Origin of the sequence: Rhizobium rhizogenes NBRC 13257, from assembly GCF_000696095.1 — a bacterium.
GTDB classification, from domain to species: Bacteria; Pseudomonadota; Alphaproteobacteria; order Rhizobiales; family Rhizobiaceae; genus Rhizobium; species Rhizobium rhizogenes.
Genome location: NZ_BAYX01000007.1, coordinates 286,995 through 306,212 on the forward strand (window position 1 = coordinate 286,995; position 19,218 = coordinate 306,212).

The 19,218-nt window shown below is 60.5% G+C and carries 23 protein-coding genes; 13 read left to right on the forward strand and 10 right to left on the reverse strand.

Annotated features, from left to right (window positions below; translation table 11 throughout):
• Positions 1–23 precede the first annotated feature (23 nt).
• From RRH01S_RS17755 to RRH01S_RS17770, 4 genes are all read left to right on the forward strand, one after another.
• On the forward strand, positions 24–413 hold the full coding sequence (locus tag RRH01S_RS17755; protein WP_012652305.1) for a tautomerase family protein: 390 nt from the start codon (positions 24–26) through the stop codon (positions 411–413).
• 5 nt (positions 414–418) lie between these two features.
• The gene (locus tag RRH01S_RS17760) at positions 419–814 is read left to right on the forward strand and encodes a cupin domain-containing protein (RefSeq protein ID WP_012652306.1); all 396 of its coding nucleotides are present in this window, start codon (positions 419–421) and stop codon (positions 812–814) included.
• Between the two features lie 3 nt (positions 815–817).
• The gene (locus tag RRH01S_RS17765) at positions 818–1,390 is read left to right on the forward strand and encodes a DUF4865 family protein (protein WP_034517573.1); all 573 of its coding nucleotides are present in this window, start codon (positions 818–820) and stop codon (positions 1,388–1,390) included.
• An 89-nt stretch (positions 1,391–1,479) separates the two neighbouring features.
• Entirely contained in the window at positions 1,480–2,451 is a 972-nt protein-coding gene (locus RRH01S_RS17770; RefSeq protein ID WP_037221231.1) for a threonine ammonia-lyase, read from the forward strand.
• Positions 2,452–2,454: 3 nt separating this feature from the next.
• Here the strand turns inward: RRH01S_RS17770 and RRH01S_RS17775 are convergent, their stop codons facing one another.
• From RRH01S_RS17775 to RRH01S_RS17785, 3 genes are all read right to left on the reverse strand, one after another.
• Entirely contained in the window at positions 2,455–3,090 is a 636-nt protein-coding gene (locus RRH01S_RS17775; RefSeq protein WP_012652309.1) for a LysE family translocator, read from the reverse strand.
• A 155-nt stretch (positions 3,091–3,245) separates the two neighbouring features.
• Positions 3,246–4,685, reverse strand: a complete 1,440-nt coding sequence (gene pyk, locus RRH01S_RS17780; protein ID WP_007701164.1) for a pyruvate kinase — start codon at positions 4,683–4,685, stop codon at positions 3,246–3,248.
• On the reverse strand, positions 4,685–5,173 hold the full coding sequence (locus RRH01S_RS17785; RefSeq protein ID WP_007701162.1) for a DUF1036 domain-containing protein: 489 nt from the start codon (positions 5,171–5,173) through the stop codon (positions 4,685–4,687). Before RRH01S_RS17785 ends, pyk begins: the two co-directional genes overlap by 1 nt.
• A 203-nt stretch (positions 5,174–5,376) precedes the next feature.
• On the opposite strand from RRH01S_RS17785, the gene RRH01S_RS17790 reads away from it, so the two are divergent.
• From RRH01S_RS17790 to RRH01S_RS17805, 4 genes are all read left to right on the forward strand, one after another.
• Complete coding sequence (locus RRH01S_RS17790; RefSeq protein ID WP_041722693.1) at positions 5,377–6,174, forward strand: N-formylglutamate amidohydrolase; 798 nt, start codon at positions 5,377–5,379, stop codon at positions 6,172–6,174.
• A 65-nt stretch (positions 6,175–6,239) separates the two neighbouring features.
• Complete coding sequence (locus tag RRH01S_RS17795) at positions 6,240–6,545, forward strand: DUF1244 domain-containing protein (protein WP_007701158.1); 306 nt, start codon at positions 6,240–6,242, stop codon at positions 6,543–6,545.
• Positions 6,546–6,822: 277 nt separating this feature from the next.
• Complete coding sequence (locus tag RRH01S_RS17800) at positions 6,823–7,077, forward strand: DUF2312 domain-containing protein (protein WP_007701156.1); 255 nt, start codon at positions 6,823–6,825, stop codon at positions 7,075–7,077.
• A gap of 170 nt (positions 7,078–7,247) precedes the next feature.
• Positions 7,248–7,667, forward strand: a complete 420-nt coding sequence (locus tag RRH01S_RS17805; protein ID WP_042473526.1) for a hypothetical protein — start codon at positions 7,248–7,250, stop codon at positions 7,665–7,667.
• A 104-nt stretch (positions 7,668–7,771) separates the two neighbouring features.
• On the opposite strand, the gene RRH01S_RS35105 is transcribed toward RRH01S_RS17805, so the two are convergent.
• A complete protein-coding gene (locus RRH01S_RS35105; protein ID WP_256367195.1) occupies positions 7,772–7,906 on the reverse strand; it encodes a hypothetical protein in 135 nt (44 codons plus the stop codon).
• Between RRH01S_RS35105 and RRH01S_RS17810 the strand changes: the two genes are divergently transcribed.
• The 5 genes from RRH01S_RS17810 (at position 7,905) to copC (ending at position 12,117) form a co-directional block, all read left to right on the forward strand.
• Positions 7,905–9,278, forward strand: a complete 1,374-nt coding sequence (locus RRH01S_RS17810) for a PepSY-associated TM helix domain-containing protein (RefSeq protein ID WP_037221236.1) — start codon at positions 7,905–7,907, stop codon at positions 9,276–9,278. The genes RRH01S_RS35105 and RRH01S_RS17810 overlap by 2 nt on opposite strands.
• A gap of 35 nt (positions 9,279–9,313) precedes the next feature.
• Positions 9,314–9,853 carry a copper chaperone PCu(A)C gene (locus tag RRH01S_RS17815; protein WP_041722696.1) on the forward strand — a complete coding sequence of 180 codons (540 nt, stop codon included), beginning with the start codon at positions 9,314–9,316 and terminating at the stop codon, positions 9,851–9,853.
• An 85-nt stretch (positions 9,854–9,938) separates the two neighbouring features.
• The gene (gene cyoA / locus RRH01S_RS17820) at positions 9,939–10,958 is read left to right on the forward strand and encodes a ubiquinol oxidase subunit II (protein WP_374188758.1); all 1,020 of its coding nucleotides are present in this window, start codon (positions 9,939–9,941) and stop codon (positions 10,956–10,958) included.
• A gap of 71 nt (positions 10,959–11,029) precedes the next feature.
• Complete coding sequence (locus RRH01S_RS17825; protein WP_012652317.1) at positions 11,030–11,623, forward strand: SCO family protein; 594 nt, start codon at positions 11,030–11,032, stop codon at positions 11,621–11,623.
• A 125-nt stretch (positions 11,624–11,748) separates the two neighbouring features.
• Positions 11,749–12,117, forward strand: a complete 369-nt coding sequence (gene copC / locus RRH01S_RS17830; protein ID WP_034517558.1) for a copper homeostasis periplasmic binding protein CopC — start codon at positions 11,749–11,751, stop codon at positions 12,115–12,117.
• 39 nt (positions 12,118–12,156) lie between these two features.
• Here copC and RRH01S_RS17835 read toward each other — a convergent pair whose 3' ends face one another.
• The 6 genes from RRH01S_RS17835 to RRH01S_RS17860 all read right to left on the reverse strand — a co-directional run bounded on the left by RRH01S_RS17835 (position 12,157) and on the right by RRH01S_RS17860 (position 19,020).
• The gene (locus tag RRH01S_RS17835) at positions 12,157–12,858 is read right to left on the reverse strand and encodes a polysaccharide deacetylase family protein (RefSeq protein WP_042473377.1); all 702 of its coding nucleotides are present in this window, start codon (positions 12,856–12,858) and stop codon (positions 12,157–12,159) included.
• Between the two features lie 11 nt (positions 12,859–12,869).
• A complete protein-coding gene (locus RRH01S_RS17840; protein WP_012652320.1) occupies positions 12,870–13,706 on the reverse strand; it encodes a glycosyltransferase family 25 protein in 837 nt (278 codons plus the stop codon).
• 137 nt (positions 13,707–13,843) lie between these two features.
• The gene (locus RRH01S_RS17845) at positions 13,844–14,461 is read right to left on the reverse strand and encodes a glycosyltransferase family 29 protein (RefSeq protein WP_042473380.1); all 618 of its coding nucleotides are present in this window, start codon (positions 14,459–14,461) and stop codon (positions 13,844–13,846) included.
• A 132-nt stretch (positions 14,462–14,593) separates the two neighbouring features.
• Positions 14,594–15,193, reverse strand: coding sequence for a phosphoribosylglycinamide formyltransferase (gene purN / locus RRH01S_RS17850; protein WP_042473384.1), 600 nt, complete (start codon positions 15,191–15,193; stop codon positions 14,594–14,596).
• Positions 15,194–15,321: 128 nt separating this feature from the next.
• Positions 15,322–17,262, reverse strand: coding sequence for a peptidoglycan L,D-endopeptidase MepK (locus RRH01S_RS17855; RefSeq protein ID WP_034517551.1), 1,941 nt, complete (start codon positions 17,260–17,262; stop codon positions 15,322–15,324).
• A gap of 174 nt (positions 17,263–17,436) precedes the next feature.
• Positions 17,437–19,020, reverse strand: a complete 1,584-nt coding sequence (locus tag RRH01S_RS17860) for a sigma-54-dependent transcriptional regulator (RefSeq protein WP_007701115.1) — start codon at positions 19,018–19,020, stop codon at positions 17,437–17,439.
• Positions 19,021–19,218 lie beyond the last annotated feature (198 nt).

A 19,218-nucleotide genomic window follows, 5' to 3' on the forward strand; every position in this document is an offset into this window, starting at 1 on the left:
TGGACAGAGAACAGGAGCACATCATGCCCTTCACCAATATTTCCCTTCTTCGAGGCAAGTCGACAGAATATCTGAAGGCACTCTCGGATAATTTCCACCGCGCCATGGTCGAGACCTTCGACGTGCCGCCGACCGATCGTTTCCAGGCGTTTCACCAGTTGGAACCGAACGAGCTGATCTTCGACCGCACCTATCTCGGCGGCCCGCGCTCGGACGATTACGTCTTCTTCCACATCACCATCGGCAAGCCGCGCTCGACCGAGGTCAAGAAGGCCTTCTACCGCCGTCTCGTCACCTTGCTTGCTGACGCGCCGGGCGTGCGGCCCGAGGATATCATGATCAACATCATCACCACCACGCGCGAGGACTGGTCCTTTGCGGACGGCATCGCGCAGATGATCGAGCAGGATTGACCACGATGAGCCAGAAAACCGCTGGGCAGTCACCCCCGATCCATCGCGCCGGCGCGAATACCCAACGTTCGCCCGAAGGCATCGCCAGCGCACTCTTTTGGGTGGAAATGCTGGTCGAGAGCAGAGAGGACGGCGGCCTGACCGCCATGCGCTGCACGCTCGAACCCGGCACTATGACGCAGTGGCATACTCATCCGCACGGCCAGATCCTCTACGTCCTCTCGGGCGTCGGGCTGACCGAACGCGATGGCGAAGCGGCCGAGGAGTTGCGCGCCGGCGACTGCGTCACTTTTGCGCCTGATGAGCGCCATCGCCATGGTGCTACACTGCATAGCACCTTCGCCTATATCAGCATCCAGGCTGTCCTAGGTGGCAGCGCCGTGACCTGGCTCGAGGATTGAACCATGATCGCCATGCAATACATCTTCACCCCACCCGCCGACTACGACATGACGATCATCGATCGTCGCATCCGTGAGAAAGGCCCCTTGCTCGACAGCTTGCCCGGCCTGAAATTCAAGGCCTATCTCACCGCCCGGAAAGGCGATGCGATAACCGGCAGCCGGGACAATTTCTACGCCCCCTTCTATGTCTGGAACAAGGACGAGGGCCTCAGTGATTTCCTCTGCGGTCCCGGCTTTGCCGGAGTGACCGAGAGCTTTGGCTGGCCACAGGTAAAGACGTGGGTGGTCTGGAGCGCTGACGTCTCGCCGGATATCCGCAAGGCCCGCTTCGCCACAAGGGAGATCATCCAGACTGAACCCTATGCGCCGCTTGCCGAGATTCGCCGGCAGGAGAGCGAGGAGGCCACCGCCGAAGTCGCCCGCGGCGAAGCGCTCGCCTCCGTCGCCGCCTTCGAGCCGACGAGCTGGACGCGGGTGCGTTTCCGGCTCTTCACCGATCTGCCAAAAGACGCGCTGCGGCCGGGCGTGCAGGCCTATAATGTCGGCCATCTTTCAGCGCCGGACGTAAGCTGAAGTGTCACCGGGACAAAGTCATTGTTTTAAAGAGGACCACGGCGTTTTATGGATGGAGAGATTTTCCGCAGCAAAAGAGTGATCCCTCCATGGTCGATATTGCAATGATCGAAGCTGCCCGCGCGCGTATAGACGGTCGCGCGCGGCGTACACCCCTTCTTTCCTCTCCCTTCCTCGACGAAATCGCCGGGCGGCGGCTGTTCGTGAAGGCGGAGTGCCTGCAGCACACGGGATCGTTCAAATTCCGGGGCGGCTGGTCGGCCGTGTCAGCGCTGGAACCCTCGGTACGCGCCAGGGGCGTCATCGCCTTTTCCTCCGGCAACCATGCCCAGGGCGTGGCGCTGGCCGCGCAACTGCACGGCATTCCCGCCGTCATCATCATGCCGTCCGATGCACCGAAACTGAAGATCGCCAACACCCGCGCATTGGGCGCCGAAGTCGTGCTTTACGACCGCGTGAAGGAAGACCGCGACGAGATCGGCGCACGGCTTTCTAGAGAGCGCGGCCTGACGCTGATCAAGCCTTTCGACGAACCGCAGGTCATTGCCGGCCAGGGAACGACCGGGCTGGAAATCGCCGAACAGGCGGCAGAAGAGGGCATCGATACCGCGACCGTGCTGGTCCCCTGCGGTGGCGGCGGCCTGACATCGGGCATCGCACTGGCGCTGGAAGCCCGCGCCCCCGGCTTCAAGGTCCGTCCCTGCGAGCCCAAGAATTTCGAGGATACCACTCGTTCGCTGGTCTCGGGCCAGATCGAGCGCAACGCCGCGCTGCAGGGCTCGATTTGCGACGCCATCATCACGCCGCAGCCCGGCAACATCACCTTCCCGATCCTGAAGCGCCTCTGCGGCCCCGGTCTGGTCGTGACCGATGAAGAAGCGCTGGACGCTATGGAACTCGCTTTCAAGCGCCTGAAGATCGTCGTCGAGCCCGGCGGCGCTGTGGCGCTGGCAGCGGCCCTCTTCCATGGCAAGGAGATCGACGGCGACACCGTGATCGCGGTCACCTCCGGCGGCAATGTCGATACGGACGTCTTTGAGGCGGCTCTGCGCCGCCATTAACTCTCAGTTTGCAGCGCGACGATAAAGCGCCAGCGAACCCGCCAATGCCAGGAGCGCGCCGCCACAGGCGCGTTCCAGCCATTTCGCACCTTCCGCCTTCAGGAACCGCACGGCCTGCGAGCCGAAAACGGCGTAGCCGAACATGATTGCGAAATCGAGCGCGGCGAAAACCAGCGCCAGGATGGCGTATTGCGCCATCAACGGCGCGACCGGATCGATGAACTGCGGCAGGAAGGCCGAGAAGAACAGATATCCCTTGGGATTGGTCACAGCCACCATGAAGCTCTTCAGCCCGATGGAAAGCACGGTGTCCTTCCCCTGCTCGGCATTGGCCCTCAGCATGCCGTCGATCGTGCCCTTGGAGCGCAGCATCATGATCCCAAGGAAAGCGAGATAGGCCGCACCCGCCCATTTCAGCGCCGAGAACCAGAATTCCGAAGCCGCCAGCAGCGCGCCGAGACCAATCGCAACCGCGCCGATCAGCACAAAATCCGACAACACGGCGCCGACCATGCCGGCCAGCGCGCGACGCACGCCGAAGCGGGAACCGTTGGTCAAAGCCAAGAGTACCGTCGGCCCCGGCGTCGCGATACCGATGAAGGAGACTGTGATGAAGGCAAGCAGAGTGGTGGCGTGCATGGTTTCCTCCCCTATGGTTGTCGGAAAGTTGCATGCGATGTCGCGCTTGGCAAGTGGGCGCCATTCCGACGGATGCGGCAATCCTAGCGCAGCAAAAAACCCGCTATCTTGCGACAGCGGGTTCAGGATGTTCTCAAAGGGTACGTCGGTAGGCGTTATACGCCGGACTGGCCGTCCGAACCGATATAGGCAAGGCGCAGCATGTTGGTAGCGCCGGGTGTGCCGAGCGGCACGCCGGCCGAGATGATGATGCGATCGCCGGGCTTTCCGAAGCCTTCCTCGGCAACGATGCGGCAGGCATTGTTGACCATATCGTCGAGATCGGTGGCGTCATGGGTGACGACGCAGTGCATGCCCCAGACCACGGACAGGCGGCGGGCCGTCTGGATGATCGGCGACAGCGCCAGAATCGGAACCTGCGGGCGTTCGCGCGAGGCGCGCAGGCCCGTCGTGCCCGACGACGTGTAACAGACGATGGCGGCAAGCTTCAGCGTCTCGGCGATCTGCCGGGCGGCGAGCGAAATCGCGTCGGCGCCGGTTGCTTCCGGCTGGGCGCGCTGCGCGTAGATGATGCCCGAATAATGCGGTTCGCGCTCGATCGTGCTGGCGATCGACGCCATCATCGACACGGCCTCGACCGGATAGTCGCCGGAGGCGGATTCGGCCGACAGCATGACGGCATCGGCGCCTTCGAAGACGGCGGTGGCGACGTCGGAGACTTCGGCGCGGGTCGGAACCGGCGCTGAGATCATCGATTCCAGCATCTGCGTGGCGACGACGACCGGCTTGCCGGAACGGCGGCAGGCGCGGATCAGCTGCTTCTGGATGCCGGGAACGGCTTCGAGCGGCATTTCAACACCGAGGTCGCCGCGGGCGACCATCAGAGCGTCGGAAAGCTCGATGATTTCCTCGATACGCTCGACGGCCTGCGGCTTTTCGATCTTCGACATCAGGCCGACGCGGCCGCGCGAGATCTTGCGGACTTCGGACAGGTCTTCCGGACGCTGAATGAAGGAAAGCGCCACCCAGTCGATTTCATTGGTAGCGAGCACGGCGTCGAGGTCGACGCGGTCCTTCTCGGTCAGCGCGCCGACGCCGAGCAGCGTATCGGGCAGGCTGACGCCCTTGCGGTCGGAAATCTTCGTGCCGGAAATGACGGTGGTGACGATGCTCTTGCCGTCGCATTTTTCAGCGCGCAGAGCCAGCTTGCCGTCGTCGATCAGCAGGCGATGACCGGGCTGAACCGCTTCCAGGATTTCCGGATGCGGCAGGAACACGCGGGTGTTGTCGCCGGGCGTGTCGTTATTGTCGAGCGTGAAGGTCTGGCCGGGCTTGAGATCGACCTTGGTATCGGCAAACTTTCCGACGCGCAGCTTGGGACCCTGCAAGTCGGCGAGAATACCGATCGGACGGCCACAGCGGGCCTCGACGGCGCGGATGCGCTGGATCAGCGAGCGCATGACGTCATGGCTGGCATGGCTCATGTTGATGCGGAACAGGTCGGCACCGGCCTCATGAAGCTTCTGGATCATCTCCTCGGAGGAGGAGGCCGGGCCCAGCGTCGCTAGGATTTTGACTTTTCTGTTGCGTTTCATCAGTTCTGGCTCTCTTGGCTGCCCGGAGTATCGGAAAGCTGAACCATCCAGCTCGCCTGACGCCCCGTGTCGTATTCCTTGAATCCCATTTTCTGGAAGCCGCGCGCGTAGCAATCCTTCACGCCTGGGATTTTGAATTCATTTTCCGCCACGCACATTTCGACGTCACCCGTCCAGCGGCCGCCACGGGCCGCATCTTCTGCGTAGAGGTAATAATAGCGGGACTGGAGCGGTCCCTCGATCAATGTGGCGCAGGTGGTGGCCGGAACTTGCCACCATCCCTCGGTGGTCCAACCTTCCTTCGCCCGATAGCCGATCGCCACGCCCACAAGATTCTGCGTACCGTTGCAGACACGGAAGTCGGCATGGGCTGCATTCGGCGCAAAGAAAAACGGCGCGGCGGCGGCAAGGATGAAAAAAGCGAATCGGGCAAGCGGCCCTGACCGCGTAACGAAACTTGGCGCGACTTGGCTGAACACGGCTTCCAATGGGCTCCCGGTTATTCGTTGTTGCGTCTTCTTGCGCCGCCATCCAACGAATGTCAACGCAACTCTAATCGATTATATTTTCTTCACGGGATGGTGACGACGCCCTCCAGCGCGCCTTACCCGATCAATCAGGCGAGCCTTGCACCTTCCGCCCTCGCATGCAATCAAACAACGAGATGAAAATGCAATAATCGACAATCCACATGAACGACTTCAAATCCTTCGAGACCATATTCGGCAATCGTGACAAAGGCATGGTCATTCTCGGCGATCATGCAATGCGCCACCTTCCTGAGGCTTATGGCCGGCTTGGCTTGCCCGAAACCGCCTTTACGCGGCACATCGCCTATGACATTGGCATCGAGGGCCTTTGCCGCCAGCTTGCCGCCCGGCTCGGCGTCCCGGCGGTGCTCGGCGGCTTTTCCCGCCTGCTGATCGATCCCAATCGCGGCGAGGACGATCCGACGTTGATCATGAAGATTTCCGACGGAGCGATCATCCCCGGCAATCATCCGATCACCGACGAAGAGTGGAATTATCGTATCAAGACCTTCCACCGACCCTATCATCGCGCTGTTGAGGAGACGATCGCCTCGGTCGCGGATGCCACCGGCAAGGCACCGCTGGTGCTGTCGCTGCATTCCTTCACACCGGCCTGGAAAGGCGTTCCCCGCCCCTGGCATGCGAGCGTGCTCTGGGACAGTGACGAGCGCGCCGTCTTGCCGCTTCTTGCAAAGCTTGGCGCCGATACCGATCTCGTCATAGGCGACAACGAACCCTATGACGGGGCGCTGAAAAACGACACCATGTACCGCCATTGCATGGTAAAGGGCATTCCGCATGCGCTGCTGGAAGTCCGCCAGGACCTGATCGGCGATGAGGCCGGCATTGCCGAATGGGCCGAGCGGCTAGCGCCGATCTTTTCAGCGATGAACGACGATCCGGCGCTGCACGAATACAAGATCTATCCGTCGCGCACTGGAGCATACAAAGAGGCTTGATCCCAAAAAGTGTGAAGCGGTTTTTGGATAAGATCATGCCATAGAGGAAATGTAAGGAAGCCAAGATGAGCGCGCTCAGCAAGCAACAACAGACAGAACTGGAAGCGGCAGCCTTCCGCCGTCTCGTCGCGCATCTGCGCGAACGCAGCGACGTCCAGAATATCGATATGATGAATCTCGCCGGCTTCTGCCGTAACTGCCTGTCCAACTGGTATCGCGAGGCAGCCGAAGAGGCGGGCCTGCCGGTAACCAAGGACGAATCGCGCGAGATGGTCTACGGCATGCCCTATGAGGACTGGAAGAATCTGCATCAGGCCGAAGCCTCGGCTGTGCAAAAAGCCGCTTTTGAGCAGAACAAGCCGAAAGAATAGACCGGCTTTCGCCAAGACGGCTTGACCTCGCGCTCCATTCGCGGCACGTCAACGGCCCGATCGAATTCGAAACCCCACGCACTCCGGAGACGATGTATCCGAGACTGCCGGCGTCACCCGCGATCAGCTTTGCGCTTCCGTCGAAGCGGATCGAGCGGATGGACGCGCAAGACAAGCGCATGGGATTTCGGCCAGGAATTTCGTAGTTCCCGCTTTTAAACAGGGAATTGCATGAACCACAGAGCAGCGCAGGCTGCTGCCTTGAAAGGAAAAGAAAATGGACGACACGACGAGTGTTGAGAATGTCGCCGCCGCCGAACTGCGGGCGTTCATTGAGCGTATCGAACGGCTTGAAGAAGAAAAGGGCGCCATCCAGTCCGACATCAAGGACGTGATGGGCGAGGCAAAGGGACGCGGCTACGACACCAAGGCGATCCGCACCATCATCCGCCTGCGCAAGAAGGACGCCAACGAGCGTCTCGAAGAAGAATCCATCCTGCAGACCTATATGGCTGCACTCGGAATGGAATAGGCCGCAGCCCGCCTTCGGGAGCTGTGCTGAAAACCTATGATCAACAAAACCCAACGGCCGGCATTGTCCGGCCGTCGATCGTTCCGCCTGCTCCATGGATCAGGCGCAGACCAAATTGCCGCATTGAGCTCACCTGACGAATGTCGTAGGTGCTTTATCTGCAAGAGGCGATGGGGACGATGGTGGGGAAAAAACTCTCCGGAACAACACAGTGGCTGCTGCGCATTCTATGCGCCTTCGCGCTGTTGTCCGTCGGCTTTGCCCATCAGCCGGCCATTTCCAGCGCCGACGAACTGACACCCGCTGCACTTGCCCAATACAGGCTGCCGGACGGAACCCTGCCGGTTCTCTGCGTCACCGAAAAGACGGCGGACGGCAAGGAACACAGCAAGGCGCATGCGCCGAGCTGCGAGGCCTGTCGTATCTCTTCGGCGGCTCTGCTTCCCTTACCGCCGGCGGATATCTGCGAGCATCTCGCCTTCGCAAGCCAGGATATCCCGGCCCCGAAAACCGAAGCCTTCCACCGCCAGCTCTATCCGCCGAACACCGGCCCGCGCGCGCCACCCATCCTCCGTATCACCATTGCCTAAGCCTGCGTTGCGGCCCGCGCCGTGACGCTCGTCGTCAACGGCGGCCGGACCATGCACGAGCTCTGATCGTGCCGGCTGCGGGTGGATTGCCTCCATGCTGATCATCACTGCGCGAAACGGGCGGCCTCGGCAGCCCGACCGTGCGCGCAGATCCGCATAAGGCTGAGACCGGAACGGTCGTCACCTCCCCCGCAGACAGGTCCTCCCGCCGCCAGCCGGATTTCCGGAGGATTTTTCATGTCTGCCTTCACCACGGCCGAACCTGCCGCTGCAACCACCGACACCATCTCGCTCTACCGCGCGATCTGGCGCTGGCATTTCTTCGCCGGCCTGCTCGTCATCCCCTTCATGCTCAATCTGGCGATCACCGGATCGCTCTATCTCTTCAAGAACGAGATCGACACCACCTTCTATGCCCATCGCCATGTCGTCGCCGATACCGGACCTGCGCTGGTACCGCAGCAGATCATCGACGCGGCAACCGCAGCTATGCCGGGCGCCAGGGCTACCTCCTATCGCGAAGCCCCGGCCGGCAATCGATCGGCCGCGGTCACCGTATCGAAAGGCGGCCAGTCGACCGTCGTCTATGTCAATCCGCACAATGGCGAAGTGCTGGATTCGGTCGGTTCCAAACAGGATTTCGGCTGGGTCGTCCGGCGGCTTCACAGCCTCGACTATTTCGGGACATGGACCAACCGGCTCATCGAGATTGTCGGCGGCTTCGCTCTCGTGCTTGTCGTCACCGGCATCTATCTCTGGTGGCCGCGCAAGCAGACCGGCGGCGTCCTTATCGTTCGCGGCACGCCTTCTCGTCGCGTCTTCTGGCGTGATCTGCATGCCGTCATCGGTGCCGGCGCGGGCGTCCTCATTTTCTTTCTCGCCCTCAGCGGTATGCCGTGGTCTAGCTATTGGGGCACCAATGTCAAAACCTGGCTGACGGAGCACGATCTCGGCTTTCCCGCCGCCCTCTGGGACAATGTGCCGACATCGACAAAGGTCACGGACGATATCCTGCCGGCGCCGGGCTGGATCGTCGAAAAGGCGCCAATTCCCCTATCCGATGTGGCCGCCACCCAATCGGCCGGGCCGATCGGCATCGACAGGGCGGTGGAGATCGCCAAGGGGCTCGGCATGGCGCCGGGTTTTGCAACCGCCATCCCTTCCGATGCAACAGGCGTCTACACCGCAGCACTCTATCCCGCCGACCTTGCCGACGAGCGCACCATCCACATCGACCAATATTCCGGAAAGCCGCTCGTCGATCTCTCCTTCAGCCAATACCCGGCTCTCGGCAAGGCGATCGAATGGGGGATCAACGTCCATCTGGGCCAGGAATGGGGCCTCTTCAACCAGCTTCTGATGCTGACGACCTGTCTGGCGATCATTCTGTCCTGCGTGACGGCCGTCATCATGTGGTGGAAGCGCCGCCCAGTGGGTCGCCTCGGCGTTCCGCCCATGCCGCCACGGAAGTCCGTCTATATCGGCCTATGGCTGATCGTCATCGCCTTCGGCGCAGCCTTCCCGCTCACCGGGCTCGCCATCGTCGCCATGCTGCTCTTCGACCAGATCCTGTTGCGCTTCGTGCCGCCATTCAGGCGCTTCTTCTCATGACGGCCTCTCCCCCATTTTCAAGAAGGATATCGATCATGCTGAAACTCGTCACAACGCTTACTGCCTTCGGCCTTGCATCCCTTCTGTCCCACGCCGCCTTGGCCGAGGACTTCGCCATCGGCGATCTCCGCATCTCCGATCCCTATGTGCGGGCCATGATACCGGGCGCGCCGGTCGGCGGCGGCTACATGACCATCACCAATACCGGCTCTACCGACGATCGACTGGTCGCGGCGAGCTCGCCGCGTGCGAGGATGGTCCAGATCCACGAGATGACGATGGACAAGGACGTGATGGTCATGCGCGAGCTTGCGGATGGCCTGCCCATCCCCGCCGGAAAGACTGTCGAACTGAAGCCTGGCGGCTATCACGTCATGTTCATGAAGGTCGGCGAGGGCTTCAGAGAGGGCCAGACAGTGAAAGCCACCCTCAATTTCGAAAAGGCAGGCCCCGTCGATATCGAGTTCCCGGTCGGCCCCGCCGCCGGCGGCAAGGTCAGCAATCGCGAAGACATGGGCGCGATGACCATGCCCGATGCGGCTGCGGGAGGCGCACATGCCGACCAGACGAAGTAAAGCCGCTGACCGCATTGGGGCGTTCCCTTGCAAACCGCTGAAGCCGCTTGTCCTCATGCCTGTCCTGCTGCTTTCGGGCTGCAACATGGTCGTGCTGGCACCGTCCGGCGACATAGCGATGCAGCAGCGCAATCTCATTGTCATCTCGACCCTGTTGATGCTGCTCATCATCATCCCGGTGATCTTTCTGACCCTGTTCTTCGCCTGGAAGTACCGTCAATCTAACACCGAGGCGGCATATGATCCCGAATGGCATCATTCCACACGCCTGGAGATCGTCATCTGGTCGGCACCATTGGCCATCATCGTCGCGCTCGGGGCCGTCACCTGGATCAGCACCCATCAGCTCGATCCCTATCGGCCCTTGGACCGGATCGATGCCTCGCGGCCTATTCCTCAGGGCATCAAACCACTGACGGTCGAAGTGGTGGCGCTCGATTGGAAATGGCTATTCCTCTATCCCGATCTTGGCATCGCGACGGTCAACGAACTCGTCGCACCCGTCGATATCCCGATCAACTTCAAGATCACCGCCGCTTCGGTGATGAACTCCTTCTTCGTCCCCGCTCTTGCCGGCCAGATCTATGCCATGCCGGGCATGGAGACGAAGCTGCATGCGGTCATCAATCGCGTCGGCGACTATGAGGGTTTCTCCGCCAATTACAGCGGCGCCGGCTTCTCCAATATGCGGTTCAAGTTTCGTCGCCTCGAAAAGATGGATTTCGAGGCCTGGATTGGCAAGGTCCGCTCGGGAGGAAGGCCTCTCGGCCGTCTCGAATATCTGAGGCTGGAGCAGCCGAGCGAGAAAGAGCCGGTCCGTTATTTCTCCTCCCTCGATCCAGCACTTTACGACGCAATTCTCAACATGTGCGTCGACCAGGCGAAGATGTGCGTCAGCGAGATGATGGAAATCGACGCCAAGGGCGGCGGCGGCATGGAAGGCATCAACAACATCATGCGGCTGACCTATGACGACCGTCTGGGCGGCCAGCAGACAAAGCGGCCAGCCGCCCCTTTCGTCGCTGCACTCTGCATCCCGAACGGCAACGGTCCGGGCGGCAGCGTCACCATCGCCGCGCCGGTGCAAAAAACCAACCTCGAATGAAAACGCAAGCGACGTGGCGGCGGCAATCGCGCCGCCGCTCGACCCGTACCCTACACGCAAAGGAGAATCCAATGTTCACGAGAGAGTGGACCATCCCCGCCATCCTGGGCATCGTCCTGCTGATCGTCTGCGGCGCGCTCGGTTATTTCACATGGAGCCTGATGCCGCGGGCGGACGCGGCGGAAACCAATATCGGCGCTGCGTTCACCCTGACCGACGACCGCGGACAGCCCATCACGGAGCAGGCGCTCAAGGGTCACCCATCGCTTATCTATTTCGGCTACACCCATTGCCCCGAAGTTTGCCCGACCACGCTTTACGAGATGGCCGGTTGGTTCAAGGCGCTTGGGGACCAGGGCGACGCGCTGAAGGCCTACTTCTTCTCGGTTGATCCCGAACGCGACACACCACAGATCATGCACAACTACACCGGCAACTTCACCGACCGGATCACCGGGATCACCGGCGATCCGAACGAGATGCAAAAAGCGATCAAGGGCTGGCGCATCTATGCCAAGAGGATGCCGACGCCGGACGGTGACTACACCATGGATCACACCGCTTCGGTTCTGCTGGTGGGTGCTGACGGCAATCTCAGGAGCATGATTGCCTATGGCGAGGATCCCAACATCGCCTTGCAGAAGATCCGTAATCTTCTGCAATAGAGGCGCTACCTCCCCCGATTACCCGGCCGGACAGGATCCGGACGGACTATCCAGCGGCCATGATCGACCGCCGGAAACCTGCCGCAGAAGCCCTGCGGATCATCGATCCTTAAAGGACAATCACCATGCCCCAGATGAAGAAACTCCTTATCGCAGCCTTCACCGCCAGCTTCGCCTTCGCAGGCCAAGCCTTCGCCCATGCCCATCTCAAATCAGCCGTGCCAGCTACCGACGGCACCGTGAAGGAGGTGCCTTCCGAACTCGACCTGACCTTTACCGAAGGATTGAACCTCAAATTCAGCGGCGTGACTGTCACTGGCCCTGACAAGACGGTCGTGAAGACGGGCGAAGCCATGCTGATGAAGGGTAATACCACGCTGATGATCCCGGTCACGGACAAATTGGCGGCCGGTAAATACACCGTCGAATGGCACGTCCTTTCCACCGACGGCCACAAGACGAACGGCACCTACAGCTTCACCGTCGCGCCGTAAGATCTTCATGATCCCATCGCCGCTAGACGTGCAGCCAATCTACCCGGAAACACATTTCCGGATGAAATGGAGCCAGCTGTCATTGCGGCGAACCGTGGCGCGCGGCAGACCAAAGGGATCATGGTCCTGCCGCGCCCTGCCCCGTCGTGTCGTCGTTGCCGCACTGTAGCCGGCCTCATAGGCCAGAACCCGATCAAGCGGCATTTCGTCCCCATAGGGGAAACAGAAGGAAGAGACGATCTCGTCCAGCATGTCCTCCAGCAGCTCCCGGGAATGGGCGATCTGGCGGCGGGCCTCCTGCATCGGCAATTGCGGAAGATGCACATGATCGAGCGTATGCGAACCGACCTCATGTCCGAGCGCCACCCATTTGCGTAGCTGCTCCAGCGACATGCAGGGCGCCCACGCCACACCGTTGGGAATGTCCCAGACGTTGCTGCCGCCGACCTGATTGGCAACTACGAAATTCGTGGCGGTGAAGCCGAACTCCTGCAAGACGGGCAAGGCGTTTTCGTAGACATTGGCATAGCTGTCGTCGAAGGTGATGGCGGCAACCTTGCCGGTCTTGGCGCCCTGGATGTAGGGGAGCGCCTCACGCAGCGAAAGACCCTGTACGCCCAGTCTTTTCAACCACGCCATCTGGTTATGGAAAGCCTCCGGATGCACGGCCATGCTTCTGAAAGGCGCGCGCCGCGAGGGCGGCACCGCGATCTGATGATAGAGTAGAATTGGAACGGCCAATGTGTATGGTCTCAGCTTGAACGGCGGGAACGTATTGCGATTTTTGCACGATAGAGCGGCCGCAGGATCTCTCTCGACAGCTTCTCGAACACGGTCTTTCTGCTCTTGATGGTGCTACCGCCGAGTTGCGAGGATATTTCATGCACACCGCCCGGCAGGACAGCGAGGGGCGACAGGCCGGTTATCCAGCGCATCTGGACGGTCGTGTCGACCGGACGGTCAAACAAGGCCGTCGCCTCCAGCAACCGGATGGCGGCGTCGCGACTGACGAGCTGCGCCACCATGCCAAGACCGACGCGGCCCGGCTGGATGACGCTGGCCTGACCATGCGTCAAAACGCACTCACCATGTTCCTTGCCCATCCGGAAAGGAAAGCGAATGAAGGCACCCGGCGTGAGGCATGCCTGTGCGGCGGCAAAAGCGGCGTGAAACGAGGCGTCGATCTCCACGTCATCTTCAAACACGAGGCCGGCATCGACACCCTGCTCGACGATCGCCGCCCATGCCTTGCGATGCGAGAGGAAACAGGCGATCTCGCCGACACTCATCTCGAAGGGATAGCGCGGTGTATGCAAATGCCGACGATAGACGAGGTCTATGTCCGCGTCAGGAAAAGCGCTTGCATCAACGGCCTGGATGATGTCGCTCCGAACCGGAAGCATGGCCGCGAGCCTTTCCACCTGGGGCAGACGATCGCGCGCGCGATCCAGGTGAATGATGAAGCCGCGTATGTTCGCCTGAGCCGGCCGCGCGTTGATCGTGCCCAAAGGAACTTGATCCGGCTCCAGCCCGGCATGAGCTCTTTCAAGCGGGGCGGCAGCCGAAAAGCCGATTTTATAGGTCTGCATCTATGAGATCTCGCTGTCTTATCCGAGACCCCGTAACAATCGTGAATGAAGGCGAACTTAGGCAAACCTGACGCGAAACTGAAAACGAACACTTTCAATGTTCCCGTGCAGGCGCATCGCCCCTGCACGGCGACGTTCTAGGCAAGCATGCTGATACGGCCGCTCGCTATCTGATCCTCGACCCAGCGGCGCTCGTCCTGCCAGGCATGGCGCTTCCACCCCTCCCAGCTGAATCCGCATAGTTTCACGTCCCATTCGCCTGCGGGAAATTTTGAAAGAACATGGCAAATGCCGAGAAACCCCGTGCTCGGAAACACCTCACGCATCCTGAGGCCAGAGACACCTAGAGCCGCGCAGCCATCAAGATAGAATTGCGGCGGCATGATGCGGATTTCCTTCCCCGCACTGCCGATCAGCTCGATTGCCTGCATCGTCCAATCGGCCCGCCTTCCCTTCATACGCGAGAGGATATTCGGCCTAGGGTGATATTTGCGGATGATACCCGGGTGATAGACCAGCACCACCTCTTTCACAGCCTTGAAGGCAGCGCTTTCCAGAAAGGCCGGATCGACCAATCGCCGCTGCATCGCCTTACTCGACGCAGCCAGCATGAGCATATCCGTACGCGTGCCGCTCATGCCGCCGGACAGGTTCGGCGCGTTGAAACGCATCACGAAGTCCGCATCGTCAACGATCCGCGAGAGATCGTGGTGCAATTTTCCATTGCCGATGATAACAGCCGTCTTGCACGTCAATAGAGGATATCCAGCCCTGTCGCTGTGACGGACTAGCAGCGCTTGCTGAGCCAAGGATGAAATTCCCGGCAGTTACAAGAAGCAACGGAGACATCACTCCACTAGAACCGGGTGAAATGATCTCCGCCTTGTTCACAATGGCAACGAAAGCTCGCCTGACGCTATTCTTTGCAGCGTTTGGACGAAGAGATCGCATTCCGCCTGCATTACGCGGCACTCGATAGCTGCTACATCGTCCGAAGGATTTATGCGAACTTCCGTGGCGGCGATGATACGGCCGTGATCGTATTCCGCGTCCACCAGATGGATCGTGGCCCCAGTCACGGGCTCCCGTGCGTCAAGAACGGCTTGATGTACTTTTCTGCCATACATGCCCACCCCGCCATATCTTGGCAGAAGCGCCGGGTGGACGTTCAAGATTCTCCCCTCGAAAATTGAGAGGGTCTTCGGACCCAGCCTTCGCAGATAGCCCGAGAGAATGACCAACTCGACGCCAGCCTCAACAAGGGCTGCATGCAGCTTTTCGTCAGCCTCGGATTCGCCCCCCTTTGTCGGAATGTACAAAGCAGGAATACGGCAAGCGGCGGCATAGTCGAACACGGGGGCGCTCAAACGATTGCTTACCAGAAGCGAAATGGTCGCATCGAGCTTGCCAGCAACAATCGCCTCGGCGATGGCGCGGACGGAGGAACCATTGTTCGAAGCCAGAGCTGCGATGCGAAGCGTTTTCATCGACGTTGATGCTCAACCGGTGTTCTCAACATCGTCCACGATGTTGAAAGAAAAAATCGCCCGCAGCGCCATGCTGCAAGCGATCTCATCTCTAACTCAACATTTTCGAAGAACCAGGATCGCCCCGACTACTCGACCGAATTGAACTTCTTGACCTGCAGGAAGTTCACGGCCGTGCCGCTGAAGCGCTCGGGATCCATCGAGGCGGTCTGCACCTTGAAGCCTTCCGTGTAGACGGCGGTCGGCTGGGCACGAAGCGTCGGACTGACGAAGCGCGGTGCCTTGACCGGGCGATTGACGATCTCGACGCGGGCATTGGCGATCGCCCATTGCGAAATCATCTTATCCGTCAGCTTCGGCGGGGTGGTAACCGCGGCGCGACCGGAATCGGCCACCACGGCATCCCGCTTGTTCGGGCGGCCGCCCTTCGTGGCGATGCCAGCGGCAATCGGACGTTCCTGCGGCGCCATCACTTCAAAACTGTCGTTGAAGCGGCGGCTGCTAGCCTTGCTTTCGCTGGCGGTCGGCGCAAGGGCCGCCACCTGCATCGGCATCTGCTGCACCGGCCGCTTCTGCGGCAGCACAGCGGCAATAGCGCGCACGGCATCATTGTCGGCCGCTACGCTATTCGCCGGCGGCACCTCATCCTTGGAGGCGACATTGTTGGCGACCGTATTGACGGCAACGCCTGCATTCGCATCCGACTGATCGGCGCGGCGCTGCTCGAGCGCGGCAACGATCGCGGGCGAAAGCGTACCCTGATCAGCCGCATCGTCGATCGCATCCGGGTCGGCATCGGCGGAAGCCAGAAGATTTTCGGCGATTTCCGGACGTTCGACCGGAACCGGAACACCGATGGCCTGATTCGTCACGTCAGATTCGGCAGAGGCCATTTCGGCATCACCGGGCGTGCGACGGTTGAGCAGGGCCGGAACCGGAACGCGATAGTCGCGCAGATCGGCATATTGCTGCTGCTGGGCATCCGCTGTCGGCATTGCCGCGGCAAGCGCATCCTGAGCGGCATTACGCGGCGGCGACATCAAAGCCGAAGCGACCTCGCTGCCGGCCTGGTTCCCGAAAGCCGGACGAACCTGCGGAACAGGCGCATTGACGCTGGCAACCTGCTGCGTCACCGGCTGGCTGTCGTCGCCGTCGTCCGTTGCTACAGGAGCCCGTTGGGTGTTCTTGGCAACCAACGTGGTCGGCGCTGCCGCTGCCGGCGCACCGGTATCCGCATTATCCTCTTCCTCATCAGCACCACCGCCGCCAAACAGCCGGGCGAAGAAGCCACGGCGCGAGGGCGAAGAGCTCGCGATCTGGATATCGTCGGACGACATGCGGCGCTTGTAATCCGCAACAGCCTGCTGGTAGCCAGGCAGCGGACGGCCGTCGGCCGGAATATGCATGGTCTTGCCATCGGGGAACAGACGGACGAGTTCCTGGCGATCCATACGCGGCCATGCGCGCACGCCGCCGACGTCCATATGTACGAAAGGCGATCCGGAGGTCGGATAGTAGCCGACGCCGCCGACCTGAAGCTTCATGCCGATTTCGCGCAGCTTGGTAAGCTTGACGTCGGGAATATAGAAATCCATCGCATTGCCGAGCATATGCTGGCTCTTCTTGGCGACGCCGGTATGGGCCGAACGCGTGCGCAGCATCTCGTTGGTTCCCGGCGAACGGAAGCCGCAGACGACATTGATGAATTCATGGGAGCCGCTTTCGCGGTAGACTTGCCAGATCAGGTCGAACAAATGCGGGTTCATCTTGGTCGGCTGGTTTTTACGCCAGTCGCGCAGGATGCGGTTCAGCTTCTCCAGACCGGCCGGGTCGAACTTGCCGTCACGCTTGTAAGTGATGACGGCCTTTTCGCCCGTATGCACGAAATAGATCTTGAGGCTGCGGGTCTCCCCGCTCGCTTTCGACGGCGAACCAACGAAAACAGGAGTAGAGACGGCCAGCGCCAGCAGGCCAACGGCTAGAACCTTGGCCACCTTGCGAAATATCTCAGAGCACGCAGAATGCCAGCTCAAGCTATTAGGCTTGGTATTTCCACTCAGATTCGGCAATTCGATCCCCGTCCGACAGACAATGTCGCATCGTGTTCCAAATGGCTGTCAATTGCGGTGACACGATGGCAAAAATGCCACACATGGTCGCCCTCTTCATACATGGTGAACGATGCACTAACAAGTGCTTTACGACAGGTAACAAAATATGCTTGCCTAAACGTTAAACCGTGCTCACGCCGCGTTTTTTTGCGGGTCATCCGGGTCTATCCCATAGTCTTTCAACTTGCGATAGAGCGTCGAACGGCCGATTCCGAGCTTCCTTGCCACCTGACTCATTTGCCCTCGATAGAATTTGAGAGCGAACCTTATGAGCTCTTCCTCGACATCCGCAAGCTTTCTGACATCGCCGGATGTATCGGTGCTGACGATGACATTATCCGACGCTTGCGCGGATGACGTGTCCACGATCGAGAGCGGCGAGGTTGTAGTTTCCTCCGATGACGCGACCCGCAAGCCGCGCTCAAACCTGTCTGCCGCGACGCTATCGGCGCCGTAGGTCTGGGAATTATCCACAACTAACGTCGGATGCTCGCCAGTGAAATAGCCGGGCAACTGCGCCGCGATCTGCGGAAAATCGGTTTCCAGCAGCTCCGGTCCCTCCGACAGCACGACCGCGCGGAAGACCGCATTTTCGAGCTGGCGGATATTGCCTGGCCAGTCATAGGACGTCAGCAGCGCCAAAGCGCCATGGCTGATCGCCAGCGAATGACCGAGCTTCTGTTCGAACGCGAACCGATCGGCGAAAGCGCGCGCGAGATGCGGAATGTCCTCCTTGCGGCGGCGGAGTGCCGGCATGGTGATCGGGAAGACGTTGAGGCGGTAGTAGAGATCCTCGCGGAACCGTCCGGCCTTCACCTCTTCGATCAAATCCTTGTTGGTGGCCGAAATCAGCCGGACATTGACCTTCTGCGCCACGCGGGCGCCGACCGTCTCGATCTCGCCCTGCTGCACGGCACGCAGGAGCTTGACCTGCACCTCCAGCGGCAGATCGCCGACCTCGTCGAGGAACAGCGTACCGCCGTCCGCTTCCATGAACTTGCCGACATGCCGTTCCGTGGCGCCGGTGAAGGCGCCCTTCTCATGACCGAAGAGAATGCTCTCGACCAGATTATGCGGAATGGCACCGCAATTGACCGTGACGAAAGGCTTGCCGGCGCGGTCGCTGGCGGCCTGGATGGCACGGGCCACCAGTTCCTTGCCGACGCCGGATTCGCCTTCCAGCACCACGGGTATATTCGATTGCGACGCGCGATGGGCGAGATCGAGCACCCGCATCATCGCCGGGCTCGCCGAGACGATGTCGTCGAAGCTGATCGCACTCGAGCGCGATTTGCGTCCGGCGCGGGCCTTGGCCTCGCGCTGATCGAGTTTCAGCGCGTTGGCGATCGACGCGCCTATCCGTTCCGGCGAAACCGGCTTGACGACGAAATCGAAGGCGCCGGCCCGCATGGCCTGCACCACGGTCTCGATACCGCCTTGCCCGGTCTGCACGATCACGGGAATATCAGTACCCATGTCGCTGAGAGCGCCCAGAAGCTCGAGGCCGTTCATCTCCGGCATCATGAGATCGAGCACGATCACATTGATCTGATCGCCATTGCGCTTCAGAAACTCGAGGCCGAAGCGGCCATTTTCTGCCAAGTGAGCAACGTGTCCGTGCCGCTCGATGGCATTTTTTAGCAGGCGTCGTTGGATCGGATCATCCTCAACAACGAGAACCTGCGCGCCCCCCTTGGCGCTATTCAATATGGTCATTGGTGCCTCACTTCATGCGAAACCTAGGGGAACCTTCGCAGAAAGGCTTGAACACGAAGTTTTGCCAAACCATCGTATTTTAATCATTATGACGAATGTAACATCGTCTATGACTCCATTGCCCGACCGCAGAAAATCCGCACTTGCAGCGGCCTTTTCGGCCGAATAGACACGAATTGACCGGATCGTTCTGAAAAG

Coding starts and splice junctions, on each gene's coding strand:
- RRH01S_RS17755 (WP_012652305.1), top strand. CDS start 24: ATGCCCTTCACCAATATTTCCCTTCTTCGAGGCAAGTCGACAGAATAT.
- RRH01S_RS17760 (WP_012652306.1), top strand. CDS start 419: ATGAGCCAGAAAACCGCTGGGCAGTCACCCCCGATCCATCGCGCCGGC.
- RRH01S_RS17765 (WP_034517573.1), top strand. CDS start 818: ATGATCGCCATGCAATACATCTTCACCCCACCCGCCGACTACGACATG.
- RRH01S_RS17770 (WP_037221231.1), top strand. CDS start 1,480: ATGGTCGATATTGCAATGATCGAAGCTGCCCGCGCGCGTATAGACGGT.
- RRH01S_RS17775 (WP_012652309.1), bottom strand. CDS start 3,090: ATGCACGCCACCACTCTGCTTGCCTTCATCACAGTCTCCTTCATCGGT.
- pyk (WP_007701164.1), bottom strand. CDS start 4,685: ATGAAACGCAACAGAAAAGTCAAAATCCTAGCGACGCTGGGCCCGGCC.
- RRH01S_RS17790 (WP_041722693.1), top strand. CDS start 5,377: ATGAACGACTTCAAATCCTTCGAGACCATATTCGGCAATCGTGACAAA.
- RRH01S_RS17795 (WP_007701158.1), top strand. CDS start 6,240: ATGAGCGCGCTCAGCAAGCAACAACAGACAGAACTGGAAGCGGCAGCC.
- RRH01S_RS17800 (WP_007701156.1), top strand. CDS start 6,823: ATGGACGACACGACGAGTGTTGAGAATGTCGCCGCCGCCGAACTGCGG.
- RRH01S_RS17805 (WP_042473526.1), top strand. CDS start 7,248: ATGGGGACGATGGTGGGGAAAAAACTCTCCGGAACAACACAGTGGCTG.
- RRH01S_RS17810 (WP_037221236.1), top strand. CDS start 7,905: ATGTCTGCCTTCACCACGGCCGAACCTGCCGCTGCAACCACCGACACC.
- RRH01S_RS35105 (WP_256367195.1), bottom strand. CDS start 7,906: ATGAAAAATCCTCCGGAAATCCGGCTGGCGGCGGGAGGACCTGTCTGC.
- RRH01S_RS17815 (WP_041722696.1), top strand. CDS start 9,314: ATGCTGAAACTCGTCACAACGCTTACTGCCTTCGGCCTTGCATCCCTT.
- cyoA (WP_374188758.1), top strand. CDS start 9,939: ATGGTCGTGCTGGCACCGTCCGGCGACATAGCGATGCAGCAGCGCAAT.
- RRH01S_RS17825 (WP_012652317.1), top strand. CDS start 11,030: ATGTTCACGAGAGAGTGGACCATCCCCGCCATCCTGGGCATCGTCCTG.
- copC (WP_034517558.1), top strand. CDS start 11,749: ATGCCCCAGATGAAGAAACTCCTTATCGCAGCCTTCACCGCCAGCTTC.
- RRH01S_RS17840 (WP_012652320.1), bottom strand. CDS start 13,706: ATGCAGACCTATAAAATCGGCTTTTCGGCTGCCGCCCCGCTTGAAAGA.
- purN (WP_042473384.1), bottom strand. CDS start 15,193: ATGAAAACGCTTCGCATCGCAGCTCTGGCTTCGAACAATGGTTCCTCC.
- RRH01S_RS17860 (WP_007701115.1), bottom strand. CDS start 19,020: ATGACCATATTGAATAGCGCCAAGGGGGGCGCGCAGGTTCTCGTTGTT.